The sequence below is a fragment of the Larsenimonas rhizosphaerae genome (genome assembly GCF_023700005.1).
Lineage (GTDB): Bacteria > Pseudomonadota > Gammaproteobacteria > Pseudomonadales > Halomonadaceae > Larsenimonas > Larsenimonas rhizosphaerae.
The window spans coordinates 650,872-670,732 of record NZ_JAMLJK010000001.1; the positions used below are offsets into that span (position 1 = coordinate 650,872).

Annotated in this window: 20 protein-coding genes; 9 read left to right on the forward strand and 11 right to left on the reverse strand. The window is 59.5% G+C overall.

The genetic code is table 11. From position 1 onward, the window contains the following. Nucleotides 1-12: 12 nt before the first annotated feature. The 3 genes from NAT21_RS02900 to NAT21_RS02910 all read right to left on the reverse strand — a co-directional run bounded on the left by NAT21_RS02900 (nucleotide 13) and on the right by NAT21_RS02910 (nucleotide 3,552). On the reverse strand, nucleotides 13-1,875 hold the full coding sequence (locus NAT21_RS02900; RefSeq protein WP_250935536.1) for an EAL domain-containing protein: 1,863 nt from the start codon (nucleotides 1,873-1,875) through the stop codon (nucleotides 13-15). A gap of 237 nt (nucleotides 1,876-2,112) precedes the next feature. After that, complete coding sequence (locus NAT21_RS02905; protein WP_250935538.1) at nucleotides 2,113-3,105, reverse strand: LLM class flavin-dependent oxidoreductase; 993 nt, start codon at nucleotides 3,103-3,105, stop codon at nucleotides 2,113-2,115. 132 nt (nucleotides 3,106-3,237) lie between these two features. Beyond that, nucleotides 3,238-3,552 carry an FxsA family protein gene (locus NAT21_RS02910; protein WP_250935540.1) on the reverse strand — a complete coding sequence of 105 codons (315 nt, stop codon included), beginning with the start codon at nucleotides 3,550-3,552 and terminating at the stop codon, nucleotides 3,238-3,240. Between the two features lie 120 nt (nucleotides 3,553-3,672). Here NAT21_RS02910 and NAT21_RS02915 point away from each other — a divergent pair, with 120 nt between their 5' ends. Together NAT21_RS02915 and tal are read left to right on the forward strand one after the other, a co-directional pair. Then, on the forward strand, nucleotides 3,673-4,497 hold the full coding sequence (locus NAT21_RS02915; protein WP_250935542.1) for an ion transporter: 825 nt from the start codon (nucleotides 3,673-3,675) through the stop codon (nucleotides 4,495-4,497). A 391-nt stretch (nucleotides 4,498-4,888) separates the two neighbouring features. Then, entirely contained in the window at nucleotides 4,889-5,839 is a 951-nt protein-coding gene (tal, locus tag NAT21_RS02920; protein ID WP_250935545.1) for a transaldolase, read from the forward strand. A 72-nt stretch (nucleotides 5,840-5,911) separates the two neighbouring features. Here tal and NAT21_RS02925 read toward each other — a convergent pair whose 3' ends face one another. Together NAT21_RS02925 and NAT21_RS02930 are read right to left on the reverse strand one after the other, a co-directional pair. Beyond that, nucleotides 5,912-6,388: a Dps family protein gene (locus NAT21_RS02925; protein ID WP_250935548.1), complete on the reverse strand. Its 477-nt coding sequence runs from the start codon at nucleotides 6,386-6,388 to the stop codon at nucleotides 5,912-5,914. An 81-nt stretch (nucleotides 6,389-6,469) separates the two neighbouring features. Further along, a complete protein-coding gene (locus NAT21_RS02930; protein ID WP_250935550.1) occupies nucleotides 6,470-7,618 on the reverse strand; it encodes a glycerate kinase in 1,149 nt (382 codons plus the stop codon). Between the two features lie 113 nt (nucleotides 7,619-7,731). On the opposite strand from NAT21_RS02930, the gene NAT21_RS02935 reads away from it, so the two are divergent. Beyond that, the gene (locus NAT21_RS02935; RefSeq protein WP_250935551.1) at nucleotides 7,732-8,286 is read left to right on the forward strand and encodes a hypothetical protein; all 555 of its coding nucleotides are present in this window, start codon (nucleotides 7,732-7,734) and stop codon (nucleotides 8,284-8,286) included. After that, nucleotides 8,283-8,648 (forward strand): hypothetical protein, encoded by a 366-nt coding sequence (locus NAT21_RS02940; protein WP_250935552.1) that lies wholly within the window; start codon nucleotides 8,283-8,285, stop codon nucleotides 8,646-8,648. Before NAT21_RS02935 ends, NAT21_RS02940 begins: the two co-directional genes overlap by 4 nt. A gap of 23 nt (nucleotides 8,649-8,671) precedes the next feature. On the opposite strand, the gene NAT21_RS02945 is transcribed toward NAT21_RS02940, so the two are convergent. Then, nucleotides 8,672-9,112, reverse strand: coding sequence for an HIT family protein (locus tag NAT21_RS02945; protein ID WP_250935553.1), 441 nt, complete (start codon nucleotides 9,110-9,112; stop codon nucleotides 8,672-8,674). Between the two features lie 117 nt (nucleotides 9,113-9,229). Here NAT21_RS02945 and NAT21_RS02950 point away from each other — a divergent pair, with 117 nt between their 5' ends. From NAT21_RS02950 to NAT21_RS02960, 3 genes are all read left to right on the forward strand, one after another. Further along, on the forward strand, nucleotides 9,230-9,361 hold the full coding sequence (locus NAT21_RS02950) for an entericidin A/B family lipoprotein (RefSeq protein WP_250935554.1): 132 nt from the start codon (nucleotides 9,230-9,232) through the stop codon (nucleotides 9,359-9,361). 310 nt (nucleotides 9,362-9,671) lie between these two features. After that, nucleotides 9,672-11,849, forward strand: coding sequence for a TonB-dependent siderophore receptor (locus tag NAT21_RS02955; RefSeq protein WP_250935555.1), 2,178 nt, complete (start codon nucleotides 9,672-9,674; stop codon nucleotides 11,847-11,849). 126 nt (nucleotides 11,850-11,975) lie between these two features. Continuing rightward, a complete protein-coding gene (locus NAT21_RS02960; RefSeq protein ID WP_250935556.1) occupies nucleotides 11,976-12,587 on the forward strand; it encodes a YqaA family protein in 612 nt (203 codons plus the stop codon). Between the two features lie 24 nt (nucleotides 12,588-12,611). On the opposite strand, the gene NAT21_RS02965 is transcribed toward NAT21_RS02960, so the two are convergent. From NAT21_RS02965 to NAT21_RS02985, 5 genes are read right to left on the reverse strand one after another with little or no spacing between them, the layout of a single operon-like run. After that, nucleotides 12,612-13,406, reverse strand: a complete 795-nt coding sequence (locus tag NAT21_RS02965) for a 2,3-dihydro-2,3-dihydroxybenzoate dehydrogenase (RefSeq protein ID WP_250935557.1) — start codon at nucleotides 13,404-13,406, stop codon at nucleotides 12,612-12,614. Then, nucleotides 13,403-14,266: a siderophore-interacting protein gene (locus NAT21_RS02970; RefSeq protein ID WP_250935558.1), complete on the reverse strand. Its 864-nt coding sequence runs from the start codon at nucleotides 14,264-14,266 to the stop codon at nucleotides 13,403-13,405. The genes NAT21_RS02965 and NAT21_RS02970 overlap by 4 nt, the downstream gene beginning before the upstream one ends. Nucleotides 14,267-14,287: 21 nt before the next feature. Continuing rightward, nucleotides 14,288-15,163: an isochorismatase gene (locus tag NAT21_RS02975; protein WP_250935561.1), complete on the reverse strand. Its 876-nt coding sequence runs from the start codon at nucleotides 15,161-15,163 to the stop codon at nucleotides 14,288-14,290. Between the two features lie 25 nt (nucleotides 15,164-15,188). Next, nucleotides 15,189-16,880, reverse strand: a complete 1,692-nt coding sequence (locus NAT21_RS02980; RefSeq protein WP_250935563.1) for a (2,3-dihydroxybenzoyl)adenylate synthase — start codon at nucleotides 16,878-16,880, stop codon at nucleotides 15,189-15,191. Next, nucleotides 16,877-18,103 carry an isochorismate synthase gene (locus tag NAT21_RS02985; protein ID WP_250935565.1) on the reverse strand — a complete coding sequence of 409 codons (1,227 nt, stop codon included), beginning with the start codon at nucleotides 18,101-18,103 and terminating at the stop codon, nucleotides 16,877-16,879. Before NAT21_RS02985 ends, NAT21_RS02980 begins: the two co-directional genes overlap by 4 nt. Nucleotides 18,104-18,297: 194 nt before the next feature. Here NAT21_RS02985 and NAT21_RS02990 point away from each other — a divergent pair, with 194 nt between their 5' ends. Then, nucleotides 18,298-18,963 carry an HAD family hydrolase gene (locus NAT21_RS02990; protein ID WP_250935567.1) on the forward strand — a complete coding sequence of 222 codons (666 nt, stop codon included), beginning with the start codon at nucleotides 18,298-18,300 and terminating at the stop codon, nucleotides 18,961-18,963. A gap of 2 nt (nucleotides 18,964-18,965) precedes the next feature. Further along, nucleotides 18,966-19,853 (forward strand): LysR family transcriptional regulator, encoded by an 888-nt coding sequence (locus tag NAT21_RS02995; protein WP_250935570.1) that lies wholly within the window; start codon nucleotides 18,966-18,968, stop codon nucleotides 19,851-19,853. The last annotated feature ends 8 nt before the right edge of the window (nucleotides 19,854-19,861 follow it).

Below are 19,861 nucleotides of genomic sequence, written 5' to 3' on the forward strand. Positions count from 1 at the left end.
CTGCCTTTCGCACTACCCTGACAGGTCTTGCAGGGTATCGTAAGCGGCCGGTCGGCCCAGCCAGAAGCCCTGACCCTCGTGGCATCCAAGGGCCTTGAAGTCGTTGTATTCCTCAACGGTTTCAATGCCCTTGGCACAAATGCGCCAGCCTGCGCGACGAGCGATATCAACCGCCGCTTCCAGCTTGTGCCGCTGCACGTCAGTGCTGGGGCCGATGGCTGTTTTCCAGTCCTGATGCAGTTTGATACCGGCCATGGGCAGGTCCATCAATCCCAGCAGGTCACAGTAGTTCCGCCCGTAGTTGTCCAGCATGAAGCGGATGCCAATGGTGGATAGTGCGCGGATATTGCGATAGAGGATCGCGTCACGACCAGCCATGACATCTTCCGGAATATCGAAGACCAGCAAGTGCGGTGGGACGCCGTGGCGATTGAGCAGATTGACAACGGCATCGCTGAAATCCGGCTGGATGCACCAGGCGCTGCCCAGATTAACGGTAATGGGCAGGGTGGGTGGGTCGGCCTGACGAGCCTTCAGCAGCAGGGTAGCAGCCTGGCTCAGCACCCACCGATCCAGTTGCTCTTCGAGTCGGCGCTCCTGTGCTGCCCGAAGTATTTCTATCGGGGTAATTTGCCCAAGGTCGGTATCGTACCAGCGCAAAAGGGCTTCGTGACCGATCACGGTGTCGCTGGTGAGGTCATGAATGGGTTGATAGTGCAGGTAGAGTTCGCTGTTGCTGAGCGCCGTTGGCAAGCGCCGGGCAATGGCTACCGAGCGTATCAGCGGCTGACGATACTCATCGGTGTCCAGCAGATGCAGTGAGGGGGTATCGGCAGCATCTTCCTTCATGGCGCGCTCAATGGTAACCATCATGGCGCTGGCATCATCGAACAGGCGGCAGTCATCCAGCCAGCTGATATGCGGTGGGCAGTCAAAGGCGTCGGCTGTGCCTTCATGGCGTGCATGCAGCTCGTCAGCGGCCCGATTCATGAGTTTTTCCCGGTGCTTTTGAGTTGGTGCTTCAAAAAACACACACAGCGTGTCGTCCTTGATACGGCCAAACAATAAACCGTGGCCTCTGAAGGCGTGCCGTAATCGGCGTGATACTTCCACCAGAGCCAATGTGGATTCTGCAATGCCGTAACGAGCGCTGACCTGTTTCAGTGTGGGTAGTTGCACCATGGCAAGCGAATAGTGGGCGCTTTGGGTTTCGGCCAGCCTGAAATAGTCATTGATGCGCTTTTCAAAGTTACCGGGTTGCAGGTAATGAGTCAGCGGGTCCAGCGAGTTGCGCAGCTTGGACTCGGTCTGCTCATTGGCCAGGGTCACATCGTGGTTCAGCTCACTACTGACGAAGTGGGCAAACTCGATAAGCAAATCACGCTTGTGAGGACTCAAGCGTCTTGGAATATCGTCAATCAGGCACAGGGTACCCATCGGCAGGCCGCTGGTGGAACGGATCAGGGCGCCTGCATAAAAGCGGATATTGGGTGGCCCGGTGACCAGCGGGTTGGCGACGAAGCGAGGGTCCTGCAGGGCATCCTCGATGACCATGACGTCCTTTTCATGGAGCGCATGACTGCAGAACGCCAGGTCACGGTGGGTCTCGGTGATGGTAAGCCCTACGCAGGATTTGAACCACTGTCGGTCTTCGTCAATCAGGGAGATCAGAACAATAGGGACATCAAAGGTACGGCTTACCAGACGGGTCAACCGATCAAATCGCTGCTCAGGCGGCGTATCAAGCACGAACAGAGCCTTCAGCTCGCTGAGTCGTGCCGCCTCATGTTCATGTGGTACGGCCGGAACGGCGCCATTGTCGAGTCGCATGAGAGGGTCCTTGCTCATGGGAAGTTCAGTAAGCCAAGAAGTCATGACGAAGCCTCTATCCTGTTTATCCATCAGGCAGGCCGCGCCGTGATGAAGCACGGTGACCGAAGCTGATATCGAGCAGACGGCTGCCGTTACGGTGTTATCGGCAGGTGTCTATTTAATTAGAATAGTTTAATCAAAAAGCTGTAAAAAAGTAGCACCTCAAGGGAATGAGAAAGTGTGCTGTAAAGAATGAAAAAAGGCCCTGATAGCGGGGCCTGCACTCTTGTATCCATGGCGTCATTGCTGCAGTTCGGCGAGCAGGCGATAGCTGGTCAGACGGTCTTCCAGTGAGTAGGCATCGGTGTTGATCATCAGCTCGTTGACGCCGGTCTCCTCCAGAAGCCTGTCCAGCTGCTGCCGTGCGGTATCCGGGGAGCCCACGATGGTAGCGCCCAGGTTCTGCTGCACCGCCATGCGTTCGTGGGGCATCCAGTCCATGTTATCCACTGGCGGCAGCAGATGCGTGGACTGGCCCCTCATCAGGTTCAGGAACTTCTGCTGTTGCGTAGTCGCAAGCCAGTGGGCGCGCTCATCGGTATCGGCCAGTAGTACCGGAATTCCCAGCATCGCCCACGGGGCCTTGAGGGTCTCGGAGGGCTGGAACTGTTCCCGATAAAGACGCAGTGCCTCGTGCATGTATCCCGGCGCAAACTGGCCGGCAAAGGCGAAGGGCAGCCCCAGCCGTGCAGCAAGCTGGGCACTGTAGCCACTGGATCCGAGAAGCCATATCGGTACATGCGTTCCCTGGCCGGGCACGGCCTGGACGCGCTGGCCGGGCGAGGCATCCCCAAGATAGCGTTGTAGCTCCGCCAGTTGTTCCGGAAAGTCATCCACGCCGGCACGGGGGTGGCGACGCATCGCCTGCATGGTCACACCATCACTGCCGGGTGCCCGACCCAGGCCCAGGTCAATGCGGTCCGGATACAGTGTGGCCAGCGTGCCGAACTGCTCGGCGATGACCAGCGGAGGGTGATTGGGCAGCATGATGCCCCCCGAGCCGATACGCATGGTGCTGGTCTGGCCTGCCACATGACCGATCAGTACCGAGGTCGCTGCACTGGCAATGCCTGAAATATTATGATGCTCAGCCATCCAGAACCGGTGGTAACCAAGCGCTTCGACGGTTTGAGCAAGCGTGACCGTATTATCAAGGGTTTCCCGAATCGAGCCATCCTTTCGAATGGGAGCAAGGTCCAGTACTGAAAGTGTAACCTCGGAGAGTGTCGTCATGACTGCCTCGTGTGCCTGCTTTAAATGTTAGCTTGCTTACAATGTGGGGGTGAAAGGCCCTTATCGCAAGCGGTCGGCAGCCGGTCAGATAATAAAAAAGCATCCCGCAGGATGCTCATGATTCAGGTCATGTCAGGGCCGGGCCTGATAGTCGCCTTCAATGATTCGGTGGGAATCGCGGGACGTGCCGGTGTGATGTTCGTAAAATGTGCCGGAAAAGGTGTTCGTCTGTCTTTTGATCCGGTGACGCAGGAACGGCAGGGTCACCAGACCGACCAGCAGAAGAATGGACGCCATGAACAGTCCTGTCACCATCAATGCGGCGACGCTTAACCAGACAAGCACGCCCTTGAGCGGGTTATGGCTGCGTTGACCGGCATGCTGATTCATGCGTGACTTGAGCGCTTCGGCCCGTTGCCAGGCATGATTATTACGCGGATCGATCATTGATTTACCACTCCAATACGGATGTGTCAGATACTTTGACTACCCTACGCTTGATCCGTTCCTTTGCCACTCGGGGTTTCAGGCTCGATCAAGTCTGAACATGACAACAGCGAGGTACACGTGGATCAACGGGAGCGTATTACCCCATTTCAGATATTCCTGCTGTTTTTGTCGCTCTATGTGCTTCTGGCACTGGGCGCACAAACATTTTTCCACCTTTCGTCGGAAATGCAGCGACTGTTGCGTTATCTCGATTATCTGGTGTGTTTTTTCTTTTTCATCGATTTTTGCCAGCGCTTCTATCGTGCGGAAAGCAAGCTTCGTTACATGAAGTGGGGCTGGATTGATCTCCTGGCCAGTGTGCCGGTCATGGGGCAGTTCCAGGCGGCCCGTGTCTTCAGGGTTATTCTGATTTTCAGATTGATCAGGGCGCTGCGATCCATTCAGACCGTTATTGATGTGGTGTTTCGCAACCGGGCCGAAGGTGTATTTGCCACGGCAGCCACGGCGACAGTGCTGCTGGTGGCCTTCGGCGCCATTGCGATGCTGCTGATCGAGGGGCCGGTGCCTGAAAGTCGTATCAATACTGCGGAAGATGCCCTGTGGTGGGCCTTTGTGACCATCACCACGGTAGGCTATGGCGATTACTACCCGGTGACGCTGGGAGGGCGTATCGTGGCTGTAATTGTAATGATTGGCGGGGTAGGGCTGTTCGGCAGCTTTGCGGCCTATATCGGGTCGCTTTTTGTTGCGGACGAAAACGATGATGCTGACCGGCAGCAGCGAGCCCAGCGCGAAATGATGCGTCATCTCAATCGGCAAATGGAGGAAATGCGACATGAAATTGCCGGTTTGCGAGCATCGCTGGATAATCGAAGCGCACTGTCTGATGAGGCCGGAGAAAATGAAGCCAGGCCTCGGTCACCGGCAAGGGATGACCCATGAGCATGCAGGTCGAAGGAGTGAAGGCGGAACATGAAGCTATCCGGATGGATAGCATTGAAAGGTGCCTTCCCTGGCAGTGCCGCTCCCTGAACAACGGCTTCCATTCCTGAAGCAAAGGCCTCTCTGGCTCGCTGTCCTGATCATTTATAATGCCTTGCAGGCAAAAGTATTAGATAGTATTTAATTAGATATGTCTAGTTAATGTGATGTGTGCGGCTGCGAGCGTTTGACGCAGCTGCCCCGAATACAATTTGTTCCGATCCATTGTGTTCAGTTATCGATTTTGCCTGCAAAAACGCTATGCTGGAACGAGTCGTCTGACACGGTGGTTTCGCGTGTCGGAATGTTTTGCCGGGAAAACCCCCGGATATTGATCTTTTGGAGGCTTGATATGGCAACGCAACTGGACGCGTTGAAGGAACTTTCCCATGTGGTAGCCGATACCGGCGATCTTGATGCGATTCGTAAATATCAGCCCATGGATGCCACGACCAATCCTTCCCTGATTCTCAAGGCGTTTGATCTGGAAAGCTATCAGCCACTGATCAAGGACGTCATTGAGCGAGTCAAGAAGGAAGAGAGCGACCGTGATGCGCAGATCGCCTCTGCGGTAGATCATCTTGCGGTTGCCATCGGCAGTGAAATTGCCGGGATTGTACCGGGGCGCGTTTCGACCGAGGTGTCGGCCAAACTCTCCTTTGATACTGAAGCAAGCATCGAAAAAGCGCATCACCTGATCAAGCTGTACGAAGAACGGGGTGTGTCAAAGGATCGCGTACTGATCAAGCTGGCATCCACGTGGGAAGGCATTCGTGCTGCGGAATCTCTGGAGAAGGAAGGCATCAACTGCAACCTGACCCTGTTGTTCTCCGATGCTCAGGCACGAGCCTGCTTTGAAGCGGGTGTGTTCCTGATCTCGCCGTTTGTCGGCCGCGTCACCGACTGGTACAAGAAGGAAACCGGAAAGGACTATACCGCCGAGGAAGACCCAGGTGTGAAGTTCGTGCGTAACGTCTGTCAGTATGCCAGCGACTACGGCTACGAGACCGTGGTCATGGGCGCCAGCTTCCGTAATACCGGACAGATTCTGGCCCTGGCCGGTTGCAACCGGCTGACCATCTCGCCGCAACTGCTTGAAGAGCTGAGCGCGACGGAAGGCAAGGTTGAACGCAAGGTTTCTGACGAAGGCAAGGGCGCTGAAACCCTGCCACGCATTACCGAAAGCGAATTCCGATTTGCCCATAACGAAGATGCCATGGCCAATGACAAGCTGGCCGAGGGCATTCGCAAGTTCGCGGCAGACCAGGACACGCTGGAAGAGCAGATTGCCAAACTGCTGTAACGGCAGATGGCAAGCGTAAAAAGCCCCGCAACAGCGGGGCTTTTTTTATGCATCCAGGGCGCCGTACATCACTTACTTGCCCAGATAGGCCGACAGCATCCAGACGGTTTTTTCCTGCTCGCGGATATAGTCGCTGACCTGTGACGCCGTACCTTCGTCATCGGCGTCATTGGCGGTATCCAGGACGTCCCGCTGGATCTGCAGCAGTGTGGAAAGCCCATCGAGCATGGTCTGAACACACTGGGCGGCATCGTGCACGTTAGTCACTTCCCTTACCGTACTGAGGCGGGCGTAATCGCTGTAGGCATGAAGCGGAGTGTAGCCCAGGGTCAGGATGCGTTCGGCGATCTCATCAACCTTGGTCAGCAGATCGGTATATATCAGCTCGAACTGATTATGCAGCTCGAAAAACTGGGGACCCTTGACGTTCCAGTGACACCCGCGAGCGTTCATGTAAAAGACCTGATAGTTGGCCAGCAGCTCGTTGAGTTTTTCAGCCAGTCGATTGGCATTGGCTGACTGGAGTCCAATGGCGTTGGTATCAGACATGGTGTCCTCCTTGCGTCGGTAATACATCCAACATGGTTGTCATGCGCGCGTTTTTCAACCGCGGACGTGCCTGGCCGGCGTTTACTGCCTGTTCTGGCCACGGGCAGCCTGTTGCCACAATCGCCAGACTGCCTCGCTTCGATCAGCAAGCAACTCTGCACAGCGCGCCAGAGCTTCTTCAAGTGCCATGGGGCGGTCTGACAGGGCCCAGGTGGCGGTGACGCCTTCGTCATGGATGGCAGTCCAGCCCTCGCCGAGGCTTCCTGCCAGTACCACGACCGGGACGCCTGCATCACGTGCGCGGCGAGCGATGCCGATAGGGGTCTTGCCGGAAAGGCTCTGGCCATCCACGCGTCCTTCCCCGGTAATCACCAGTGAAGCATCCGACAGCGCCTCATCGAAGTTGACCTGAGCCATGACCAGTTCAATGCCGGGCACCAGGGTGGCATTCAGGAACGCCAGTGCCGCAAAGCCCATGCCTCCTGCCGCGCCGGCCCCTTCAGTATTGGCGTGGTCAGGGCCGTTGAAGGGGCCTAGCTGTTCGGCAAAGTGGGCCAGTGCCTTGTCCAGTTCGGCGACGGTATCGGCATCCGCCCCTTTCTGGGGGCCGAAAACCGCGCTGGCCCCCTGCGGGCCGCATAATGGGTTGTTGACGTCGACGGCGGCCTGAACGGTGAGCTTTTCAAGGCGTGGGTCCAGATGGTCGGTATTGACCCGTGCCAGCCGTGCCAGCGCTGAGCCGCCGGGGGGCAGGGGAGTGCCGGCATCATCCAGAAGCTCAAGCCCCAGGGCGCGCATCATGCCGCTGCCGGCATCATTGGTAGCGCTTCCTCCCAGGGTCAGCACCAGATGGCGTGCTCCGGCATCCAGTGCCGCCTTGATCAACAGGCCTACCCCCTCGGTGGTGGTGTGCCGGGCGTCACGCTCATCGGGTGCGATCTGTTGCAGGCCCGCGGCTTCGGCAAGTTCAACGATGGCTGTCTGTTCGGCCTCATTCCAGCCCCAGGCCGCATCGATCGGTCGGCCCAGCGCATCGACCACGGTGGTTATGCGGCGTTCGATGCCGGTGGCTGCGATGATGGCATCCAGGGTGCCCTCGCCACCGTCTCCCATCGGACAGCACAGCAGGGTTGCCTCGGGTTGAACACGGCGTATACCGCTGGCCATGGCCTGAGCGGCGTCGCGCGCACTCAGGGCATCCTTGAAGCTGTCCGGGGCAAGAATGATCATTGGCAGGTCACCTGTTAAGGGCAGGAGAGAACAAAATGTGTACGGTTTACCTTAGCACCCTGTGCCAGGATGTACCTGTCTATCCGCGGTGTGATCACACGAGGGAATGCCTCATGTACAGGGCCAGATGGCTGACGGCACTTTTCATGCCGGGGCTGGTATTACTGACAGGCGGGTGCGCCGTGACTCAAACCGACCCGCTGGCAGCAACGACAGGCAGCATGGCACCGCAATGCCGCATGGCGCTGCCTCCTGACCGCACGACTACTGACTGGATGAAGGCCGCAGGCCGGCTGTTCGAGCGACATCACTATGATGTGGGTGAAACCGACGTGGCCCTGGGGCTGGTCAGCGCCTCGCGGGTGATCGATATGCCTGGGCTGGGTGCCGTCAATGCAGGCGTTGTGGGCGGTCCATTCCTGCATGGCAGCCTTTCGGGGGACCCATGGCAGGTGTTCCGGGGAGACCCCCGGCGAATCGAGGCGGTCACGCTCTGGGAAAGCAGCGGCGAAGTATTGCTGGCGCGGAGCAGTACGGTCATGTCGGATCAAAACTACCCGATTGATGCCCGTGCGCTGGCGAGGCCATCGTTTTGTGTACCGTTTTTCAATCAGCTGCAGGCCGACTTGTCTGTTACCGCCAGCACCACCAGCGGGGAAGCACCATGAAAACCTGCCTCGGAATCATGCCGGTTCTGCTGGGCCTGTCACTGCTGGCTGGCTGCGCCACGACTCGCATTCAGCCAGTGAGCGCCGAACGTAGCTACAATGCATCGCCGGATGCCGTACTGAGCGCCCTGGGTACAGCCCTTGTCATGCGAGGGTTTACGGTGCCGCATGCCAATGTCGATCTATGTGAACTGCGTGCCGAGCTTGCTGCAAGGCCGCCCTGGCAGGTATCGGCGCACTGCACCAGGCAGGCCGGGGCCACTCGTCTGATGCTTGAGGGGCAGCATGGTCATCAGCCCATTGCCGCCCCCTCGCTGGCACGGCTGCTTGATGACACCGGCGCTCGGCTTGATGCGCCCTAGCCTTTTGCAGCCGCCATGCGATGTCATGTGGTCTGGTTATCAGGAATCAGCAAGCGACACATGATGTTCTTCTGCTCGGCAAGCTGTGTCGGCGTATAGGGCACGGCAGTGCTGTGGCCCCATACCGGGCCCGGCCAGGCAGGGTCGGTGCGGTGCCGTACGACCAGATGCAGGTGCAGTTGGCTGACGACATTGCCGAGTGCGCCGATGTTGATCTTGTCGGCACCATGATGCTGCTTGAGTATTCTTGACCACCGGGCCGTGTATTCCATCAGCGAGAGCCATCCCGCTGCCGGCAGATCGAAGGCCTCGGTGCACTCCGGCTGCTCGGGCACCAGTACCAGCCAGGAGTAGCGAACATCATCCAGTAATCTCACCTGGCAGGGGAGGTCATCCGTCAGGGAGATCCGCCCAAGCAGGTGAGTGTCGGCGGCAAGTCGGGGGTCAAGGGTGAACAGGGCCATGGCATGCTCCGGAAGACAAGGGATGTGATGGTATTTTCAGCGTAATCTGCCAGGCTCATGCAAGGCACAGGATGCATGTGGCCTTGTTTTCCATTCGTTGTCAAAGGAGTGTATTCGATGAAAAAACTGTTGATGCTGCTGGTGGTTTCCTCGCTGTCTACCGTTGCACTGAGCGGCTGTAACACCATGAATGGTGCCGGTCAGGATATTGAAGACGGTGGCGAGGCCATTCAGAACGCTTCTGAATAACTGACCTGTCAGTTCCCGGCGCTGCCTGAGCAGCGTCGGTTTGCTTGCTCATCTGCCTGTACCTGCCTCTTTGATATCCGTGGACATACCTGACGCTCCCTCCTTTTTTTGCCCCGACAATAAAAACAGGCATTTGTTCATTATTTTCACTTGATAATGTTTATCATTCTTTTTAATGTTGTTCGCGTTGTCGGCCTGTTGCCTTTCGACGACACATTTCCGGTACCAACGATAAACATGGCCCACACTTGCCAGGACACGTCCGGCAAGGGATCACAGTGGCCAGTCAAGGGTCTATTCAGGATTACTCATGCGTTCACTATCTTCCCGTCGTCCGTTTCATCCGGCCCGCACGCCTCTGGCGGTTGCCGTTGGGCTTGCTGCCTCATCCATCGCGCTTCAGGTCTCTGCTGCCGAAGTCACCACGACGACGGCCACGGCATCCGCTGATCGTCAGGATACGATCACGGTTCAGGGCAATCGCCTGTACGACATGGTATCCACCGAGCAAAACGGGGGATATACCGCAGATGCTGCCACGGTCGGCACCAAGACGCCGGCGGCACTTCGCGACATTCCCCAGTCGGTCAGCGTCGTGACGCGCGAGGCAATGGATGATCAGAATTTCGACTCTCTTGACGGGCTGGCAAAGCGGACGCCAGGCATGCGTGTGCTGTCCAACGATGAAGGACGTTCGTCGATCTACGCGCGTGGTTATGAGTATGACGAATACAACATTGATGGTCTGCCTGCGCCGATGGCAAGCATCAATGGTACGGTGCCGAACCTGTCGGCGTTCGATCGGGTCGAGATCATGCGGGGGCCTTCCGGCCTGTTCAACAGCACCAGCGAGATGGGTGGCATCGTCAATCTGGTCAGAAAGCGCGGCACCGATACCTTTCAGGGGCATGTGACCGGCCGCTATGGCAGCTGGAATCAGCACTATGAGGAGGTTGACCTGTCCGGCCCGATCGATCAGGCCGGTCGTGTGCGCGGGCGTATGGTTGTCAGCAATAATGGTTCCGATGGCTTCGTTGACGACAATGACAACAAGCGCCAGACATTCTACGGCGCGCTCGACATTGACCTCGATGACGCTACCACGCTGGGGCTGGCATTTTTACGTCAGCACAAGGACATCGTGGTCAACAATGGATTGCCGACGGATGCAGACGGCAACCTGCTTGATGTCACTCGCTCGACTTTTGCCGGAGCGGACTGGAACAGCTTTACCATGCAGAGCAATGACTACATTGCCGAGCTGACTCACCGCTTTGACAATGGCGGGTACGGACGGTTTGCCGCACGTTATTCTGATCGCTCCGCAGACTATAACTACATTTTCGGTGGCAATGGCGTTGACCAGAACGGCACCTTTGAACCGCGTGGTACGGCAGGTGACATCGATCAGCAATCGCTGACAATGGACGCGAGCTATAGTCAGCCCTTCATGACCTTCGGCAATGTCAGTGAATTCGTGGTCGGGACTGACTATAAACGCTATGAAACCGATACCGCCCGTGCTCGTGTCTCCGGGGCTGCCCTGGGGGGCACCACCTCGTTCGATGAGATTCGAAACATCAGCGAAATCGACTTCCTGAGCTCACAGCGGCCCGGCATTCGCGTTACTGATCAGCGCACGACACTCGAAGAATATGGCCTGTACTCCAAGCTGACCTTCCGACCGTTTGAACCGCTGGCATTGATTGCAGGCGGGCGGGTCAGTTCCTACGACCAGCGGGTCACCAATAATGATGATGGCTCGGTAGGTCGTCGTAGCAACGATGCACGATTCACGCCCTACGCGGGGCTGGTGTATGACGTCGACAGCCATCATTCGCTCTACGCCAGCTATTCCGAGGTTTTCAAGCCTCAGAGCGCAACCGGCTCAAGCGGTGAATTGATCAAGCCGCGTGAGGGTACCCAGTACGAGGTCGGCGTCAAGGGCAGTTACTTTGACGGCGATCTGAACGCCCGTATCAGCGCCTTCCGTCTCTATGATGACAACTACGCTGCCAGTGTGCCGGGTGAGACCTATTCGGCCCCCATCGGCAAGCGCAGGATTCAGGGCGCCGAGTTCGAGGTCACCGGCTCGCCGCTGCCCAACTGGGACATCATTGCCGGCTACACCTATATGGACACCGATGTGGAGCGTGGCGACACCGATGCAACCTTCCTGCTGATGCCGAAGAACATGGCCAATCTGTGGACCCAGTATGGCTTTACCAGTGGCACGCTTGACGGTTTTCACATCGGCGGTGGCGTTACGGTCATGAGTGACTTCAGTTCCAGTCAGGATGTTAATGCACCGGGTTACGCTGTTGTTGATGCCATGGTGGGTTACGATTTCACGCCCAGGTTCAAGGGGCAGTTGAACTTCAACAACATTCTCGACAAGTCCTATTACGAGCGTGTCGGATCAACAGGCACCTTCAACATGTATGGTGCCCCGTCGAACGTGATGGCGTCCCTGCGCTACGACTTTTAACCGGTCGTCGGGGCAGCCTGCTTGCTGCCCATGAGTCTGCGTGGTATCACAAACGCCCCGGCCACTGCCGGGGCGTTTTTGTATGCGCCATACCGGTGCGTACACGCAACAGAGATCTCTTGTACGATGACGATCAAGGCGTGGGCACAGGCCGGCTTGCAGCGCTTGCGAGACAGCGCTGATTCGCCCAGGGCGCACTGGCTGCTGTTCATGGCAGCGGCCTTCGAGATTTTGATTCTGCCCCTGCCGATTGATGCACTGTTGATTCCGTGGATGCTGGCGCGGCCCCGGCGAGGCTTCATGCTGGCCGGTATAGCGCTGGCGGGTAACCTGCTGGCAGCACTGGCAGGCTACGGCATCGGAGCCTGGGCGATGGACGGGTTCGGGCACTCACTGCTGACGATGACCGGTGCCAGCGGCGGCTACGCGCATTTCGTTCAGGAAATGAGTGATCATGGCTTCTGGGCGATTGCCATGGTCGCCTTTACGCCTATTCCGTTTCAGATCGCATTGCTGGGTGCAGGCGCTGCGCATTATCCGCTGGTCTGGTTTCTACTGGCCTGTGCCCTTGGGCGTGGAGCACGGTTCTTTGGCCTGGCACTGCTGATCTATTTTGGTGGGGAGGCGGCGGTGACGTTCTGTCACCGCCATGGCCGGCTTGCCGGCGGGATCGGTGTGCTGCTGGTGGCGGGTGTTGGTGCGTACTGGGTACTTGCGCACCTGCACCGACCCTTCTGACAGCACGGGCTGGATCTGGCCGCGCTAGATCTGGCCGAGAGTGGCACCGCCATCGACCCGCAGGTCATGCAGGGTGATGTGCCGGGCCTGATCCGACAGCAGATACAGGATGGCATCAACGATATCATCGCACGTCGCGATCCGGTTCAGTGGTATGCCTGTCTTGAAGGTAGCCAGTGAGCCTTTGATAACCCGCTCGCGGTCTTCCGGGTGGGAAAACATGCCCTTGAGCATGTCGGTATCGGTCGAACCCGGTGAGACGATGTTGCAGCGAATGCCGTGCTCGGCCAGTTCAAGCCCCATGCAGCGCATCATCTGCGTCGTGGCTGCCTTGGAAGCGCAATACGCGCCCATGCCCATGCGGGGAGTGGACGCCGCGTTGGAACTGACCACGACAATGGCGCCGGCCTGCTGCGCCATCATGCGCCGGGCAACGGCGCGAGACAGGTAAAACACGCCATCGGTGTTGACACGAAAGGTCGACAGCCACTGCTCGTCGCTCAGGTCGCTCAACCGGCCCATCTGCAGTATGCCGGCCACGCAGGCCAGATAATCCAGCTGTCCATGCTGCTGTGCGGCCGCTTCGACAGCGGCCTCGACGTCCGCTGACCGGCCGACATCGACGTGATGGGTGCTCAGCCTGTCGCCGGCCTCAAGGGCGGTCACCATGTGAGCCAGTGCCGCGTCATCGTGGTCCAGGGCGGCTACCCGGGCGCCGGCGGCGACCAGGCGTTCGGTCAGCCTGCGGCCGATTCCCTGTGCTGCGCCACTGACCACGATTGTACGTTCGGCAAATCCAGTGTCAGGCGACGGTGTCATAAGGCGTCATCCATGATGCGGTGGCGCTCCTCGTGGTAGCGCTCTTCGGTGAACTGATCCTTCCAGTAAGGCACGGCATAGACCTGCGTTTTGCTCATGCCCAGCTGGTGGCGCATATACTCCCTGATGGCCAGCACGGCGCTGTTTTCACCGCCGGCCCACCCAAAGAGGCCCTCCGGATCAGTGATGCCCAGCGCCTTTACGGCGTTGATCAGCAGGGGGGACTCGCCCGCGCTCAGTGTTTCCCGATACAGCCAGTGCACCTGAATGCTTTCCGGGTGGGCCAGAGGGAGCGTATCGGCCGGGTCCACGGCTTCGATGAAGACATCGCCCGTGGCATCTTCCGGCAGGGCTTCGAGCAGGGCAGCAATGGCCGGCACGGCGGTGAGGTCGCCGGCCAGCACATAGCGGCTGGCCGGTTTCAGCAGGGGCAGAGGGCCGCCGGGCCCTGCGATCCCCAGCCGGTCTCCCGGCGTGGCGGACAGCGCCCAGCGCGAGGCCGGGCCGTCATCACCATGCAGTACAAAGTCGATCGCCAGTTCCTGGCGCTCGCAGTCCATGTGGCGTACCGAGTAGGTTCGGGTAATCGGACGTTCTTCGGCCGCCGGCCAGACCGGGCCATCGGCGGTCAGGGTCGGCAGACTGGGTTCGTGCTGATGGTCCCGGGGAAAGAAGGCCTTGATGTGGCCACCCGGTGCGTCGTCCGGAAATCCAGCCAAAGCTTCGCCTCCCAGCACCACTCGCATCATTCTGGGCGTCAGCCGGGTCACGCTGAGTACATCAAGCAGGCGTGGCGGTTTCTTTTTTCCCCTGGGGCCTCGGACACCAGGTGCCGGAGACGGAGATGTGATCGTTGTCATGAATGCTCCAGAAATACAGGATCAGGCCGCGTCCAGCAGGGCGACCCAGTCATTGAGCGTCGGGTTTTCTGCAAGGGCCATGAAGGACACCGGGCGACCCTGGCGGGTGAGCTGTTCGGCCAGAGTCATCATGCGCATGGAGTCAAGTCCCATGAACAGCAGGTTGTCGTCCGGGTCGATGTCCTCGGGAGATTGCTCGATAAGCGGTGCCACTTCCTGACGCAACCAGCCCAGTGTGTCAGGGGCCGAATGTGATGCAGGCTGGCCGATGGCGGCCAGGGCGGTATGTCGGTCAAGGCTGACACCGCAGCGCCTGGCCACGTAGTTGATGGCCATCAGATGCTCTTCCCGAGAGAAGTCAGCCAGTGCGTCCACGATGAAAAAGGGCTGAACGTCCTGCATGAAGGCCTCGAGGGCCGAGGCCATGCAGCCGATGTGGGCATAGACGCCGGTGATGATCAGCTGATCGCGTCCCTGATCGCTCATCATCTGGCGCAGCGGTGAGCGCTGAAAGGCGCTATAGCGCCATTTGGTCAATACCGTGTCGTGGTCGGCCGGGGTGAGGCCGTCGACAACATTCACCTGCTCTGGCGCGCCGGGAAGGCCGGGGCCCCAGAAGTCGTTCAACAGGGCGCGGTCGCTGTCGGGCTGGTCGGTCGGCTGGGCGGTATAGACCACCGGGATGCCGGCCAGGTCCGCGGCGCGGCGCAATTCCCCGATGGCCTGAATCAGTGCCGGGATCGGTGCCTGGGTGCGGTCATACTTGTCGATGAAGTAGTCCTGCATGTCGTGAATCAGCAGTACGGCTCGGTTCGGGTCAATGCACCAGTCCACGCGATTGGCGGCCACCTCATCGGCAGTCGGCATGGCGTAGGAGGGCAGCGCGGGAATAGTCATGATGCGTCCTTGTTCCGGTCTCGGGTCATGCCGAGGCGTGAGGGGTGGCGTAGGTGTCCTTCAACTGCTCGCGCAGCACTTTTCTGCTGACCTTGCCAACGCGGGTTTCGGGGAAGGCCTCAACGATGCGAAAACGATCCGGCACCTTGTAGGTGGCCAGACCCGTGTCCTTCAGGTACTGCGCCAGTTCGCCTGCCCTGGGCGTTGCGTCACCGCGGGGCACAATAAAGGCGCAGGGACGCTCACCGAGGTATGCATCGGTCATGCCGACCACAGCGACGTCATGTACCTCGGGATGGGCCAGCAACAGATTCTCGACTTCTTCCGGGGAGATCTTTTCGCCGCCCCGGTTGATCTGGTCCTTGTCGCGGCCTTCCACGATCAGATAACCAGTGGAGGTGCGCGAGACCACATCGCCGGTACGATAAAACCCCTCGTCGGTAAAGCTTGCCGCGTTATGGGCCGGGGCATCAAAGTAGCCACGAATGGTGTAGGGCCCACGGGTTTCAAGCAGCCCCGGGGTGCCATCCGGCACGGGCCGGCCGGCTGCGTCGACAATACGGACTTCATCCAGGCGGGAAATGGGGCGGCCCTGAGTGCGAACAATCGTTTCCGGGTCATCGTCCAGCCGGGTGTAGTTGACCAGCCCTTCGGCCATGCCGAAGACCTGCTGCAGGGTGCAGCCCAGTTCAGGTCTCACACGTCGTGCTGCTTCGGCGCTGAACCGTGCGCCACCGACCTGAAGCACCTGCAGGGATGACAGGTCAAGGTGGGCGTACTGGGGCAGGCTGTTCAGCCACAGCAGTGCCAGCGGCGGTACCAGACTGGCATGGGTGACCCCTTCAGCCTCGATCAACGGAAAACAGTGGTCAGGTGTCGGAGCTGGAGCCATGACCACACAGCCGCCGGCGTACAGTACGCCCAGAAATCCCGGTGAACTCATGGGGAAGTTGTGCGCCAGCGGCAGGGCGCCCAGATACACGGTGTGCTCGTTGATACCGCAGGGTTCAATGCTGCCGCGGATGCTGTAGAGATAATCCTGATGGCGACGCGGAATGAGCTTCGACAGCCCGGTGGTACCGCCGGACAGCTGGAAAAAGGCCAGCTCATCTGCCGTGACCGCCGGCCAGTCAGCCACGGCGGGCGTATCCTGATAAAGGCTGTCCAGTGACGTGAATTCTTCCGGGGTGCCATCAATCAGCACATGCTCAAGCCCGGGGCATGCGCGTATGACCCGCCGGGCGAGGGCCCGGAAGTCTACATCGGGCTGGCCGGCCACCTGGTCGGCCATGGTGATCAGTGCCCGTGCCCCGGAGGCCGTGCAGAAATGAATGAGTTCATGGCTTCGGTGGGCGGGCAGGGCAAATACCGGCAGCAGGCCCAGTCGAAAGCAGGCCAGTGTGGTCATGATCATCGAGGCCCGATTGGCCAGCTGCAAAACCACGCGATCACCCTTCAGGAGCCCCAGGGATTGCAGGCCAAAGCTCAGCCGGTCCACTTCATGATCCAGCGCCTTGTAACTCCAGCGTGTGCCTCCTTCGACAATGGCCGGGCGGGTCGCAAATCTCCTTGCACCCTCACGCAGGAAATTGCCCAGGGTCATGTCGGTCCAGAGGCCAGCGTCGCGGTAACGGGCCTTGGCGTCTTCGGGATAATCCGGTGACTTCTGGTAAATCGTGTCCAGGTCCGCGGCAATCAGTGGCGATGAGGTGTTCATACGGTATCCAGATGTTCCAGCCCCATGGCATTGAGCATGGTGCGCAGCTTGGTGCCGGTTTCGATCAGTTCCTTCTGCGGGTCAGAGCCTGGCACCAGACCGGCGCCGGCATACAGTCGGACATGGGTGTCATGTACATCGGCGCAGCGAATCGCAACCGACCATTCACCATTGCCGTCGCTGTCGCACCACCCCACTGCGCCGCCGAAGTGGCCACGATGGAAGGATTCAATGGCATTGATGTCGCGATAGGCTTCGCGGCGGGGGTGGCCACATACCGCGGGAGTGGGATGCATGGCCGCCGCCAGGGCCAGTGAGCTGACGGCGGGGTCCCTGAGCTCGCCGGTAATGGTGGTCGAGAGGTGCCACAGGGTGTCGGTGCTGATGACGCTGGGTCCCTCCGGCACTGTCATGCTGCTGCAATAGGGGGTCAGCGCCTCAAGGATGGCGTCGATCACGACCTTGTGTTCGTGCAGATCCTTTTCCGAGACGGCCAGCTCTTCGGCCCGTTGCTGGTCTTCCGCCGTGTCCCGGTGGCGAGGGATGGAGCCTGCCAGTGGGTTGACGACAACCCGTGTGCCTTCCTTTTTTACCAGCAGTTCCGGGCTGGCGCCTATAAAGGCATGGGGTGGTGCGCCATCGGGCTGGTCCGGCGTCAGTGGCAGGGCAAAGCTGTAGCCGTGCGGATTGACGCCAATCAACCGTTTCATCAGCGGCGGCAGATCGACCCGGGTGCTGGCATTGATTTCAAGGGTGCGCGAGAGAACAATCTTGTCGACCCGGCCTTCAGCCATGGCCTGAAGTGCACGTTTCACCCCCTCCCGGTAGCCCTGAGGGCGCGGATACAGCGCACTCTCGCTGACCGTCAATGCGACCGGGGTGCGCACCAGAGCCTGGCGCTCGGCCGCGTCGGGTGCGGCGCTCCGCCTCCAGTATTCCGGCACGTACAGATGGGCGGGCTGGCTGACATCAAAGGGCAGGGCGCCCACGATGATCGGGTTGGACTGACCGCGCCGGCGCGCCTTTTCAAACAGGGTGGTCGCCTGCGCATCAAGCACGTCCGGTGACGCCGGGCGATTACTCTGGGCATTGATCAGACACCCTCGGGCGTGCAGCGTATGGTGCGATGAGCAAAACAGGAAATCCCTGGCGCGATAGGCCGTGACAGGGTCAATGGCATCACACGTTTCGGTCGCGCCATCGTCTACAAGTGCGGAACTCATGCGGTCTTCTCCCTTCAGTACATGCGCCTCGACCGGGCATTGGGTGACCACAGCTTATTCTAAATGATAAGAGTTATCAAAATCATTTGTATTGAGTTTACCATGTGGCGCCAGCAGACGGTCCGGCCGCCATCCATGCCAGGGGCATGCTAAGGTAGGGACACAGGTTTATTTTCCCCGCGAAAGGATTGGAAATGGCGCTCAAGGCACTTCTGTTTGATTGTGACGGTACGCTGGTGGATTCGGAAAGCGTGCACCGCGTGGTATGGAATGAGGTGCTGGCGCCGTTTGATGTGGTGATCAGCGAAGAGGAATATCGTCGGCATTATTCCGGTAACCCGGTGAATACCAGCGTGGAATACCTGCTGGAGTGCCATCCCCATATCGATGAGCGTGCCGAGGCGCTGATCAGGCGCAAGACCGCGGAGACCACGGCCCGATTTGCCCGCGAGCCGGTGCCCTTGATGGCTGGTGTCCATCAGGCATTTGCATGGGCCGGTGAGCAGCAGCTTCGGTGTGCACTGGTGACCGGCAGTGGCCATGACGAAATTGCCCCGATCCTGTCGCAGCACGATCTGCACCGTCATTTTGAATGCCTGGTGGCACGTCAGGACGTTGAGCACAGCAAGCCCCATCCGGCCAGCTACCTGCGGGCCCTGGCGTTGCTGGATATTGCTCCGGAGCAGGCCATTGCCCTTGAGGATACGTCCCACGGCGTGCGCTCGGCAGTTGCCGCCGGCGTCGAGGTCATCGCCATTCCCAACGCCTATTCCCGTGAGCACGATTTCGATGGCGCGGTGGCCGTGGTGGATGATCTTGAGGCGGCCATCGCCTGGATTCAGGCCAATCGTGTGAGCTGACCATGGATCATCGCCAGCTCAGGTTTCTGGTCGCTCTTGCTCAGGAGCGGCATTTCGGGCGCGCAGCACAGCGTGCCCATGTGACCCAGCCGACCCTTTCAGCCCGTCTCAAGCAGCTTGAGACGGAACTGGGAACCCCACTGATTCGCCGCGGCCGCCGTTTTGAAGGATTTACACCGGAAGGGCAGCGCGTTCTGCTCCATGCACGACGCATTCTGGCGGAATTCGACGAACTGCATGCCGAGCTTGACCCTGCCCAGGGGCCAAGTGGCTGGTTATCCCTCGGGCTGGTGCCATCGGCTCTGGGAGACATGGCCACGCTGCTGCCGGAGCTTCGTCGCCGATTTCCCGCCCTGCGTTTTCGCGTGCGGGAATACACTACCGTATCGCTCATGCAGGCGCTGGCCGATGACGAGATAGCACTGGCGCTCGGGTATCTGGACGTGCCGGCGGCCGAGCCCTTTGTGGCCCGACCGCTGTTCGAGGAGCACTACGTGCTGATGGCTGCCGCCGGCCTGTCCTTCAAGACCCCGCCGGACTGGACCACGCTGGCCCATCATCCGCTCTACATGCTGACCGGTGACATGCAGCACCATTCTCTGGTGCGTCGCCGGCTCGAAGAGGAGGGCATGGCGGTAGAAGCGGTTGTCGAAGCGGGGTCACTGGCGCTTCTGGCGGCCCTGCTGCGCACGGACCAGGCCATCGCGGTCATGCCAGCGCGACTTGTGAGTGCCCTGCCGCTTGAGGGGCTTGTGACCTGGCCCTTGCCCGCTCTGACGCATCCTGCCCGGCTCGGGCTGCTCTGGAAGCGTGCCCATCGGCAGTCGAGGCGGTTGCAGGCCGTTCTCGATGCCCTGGCGGACTTCAATGATAGACGGTGTCTATCATAGTATCGTCG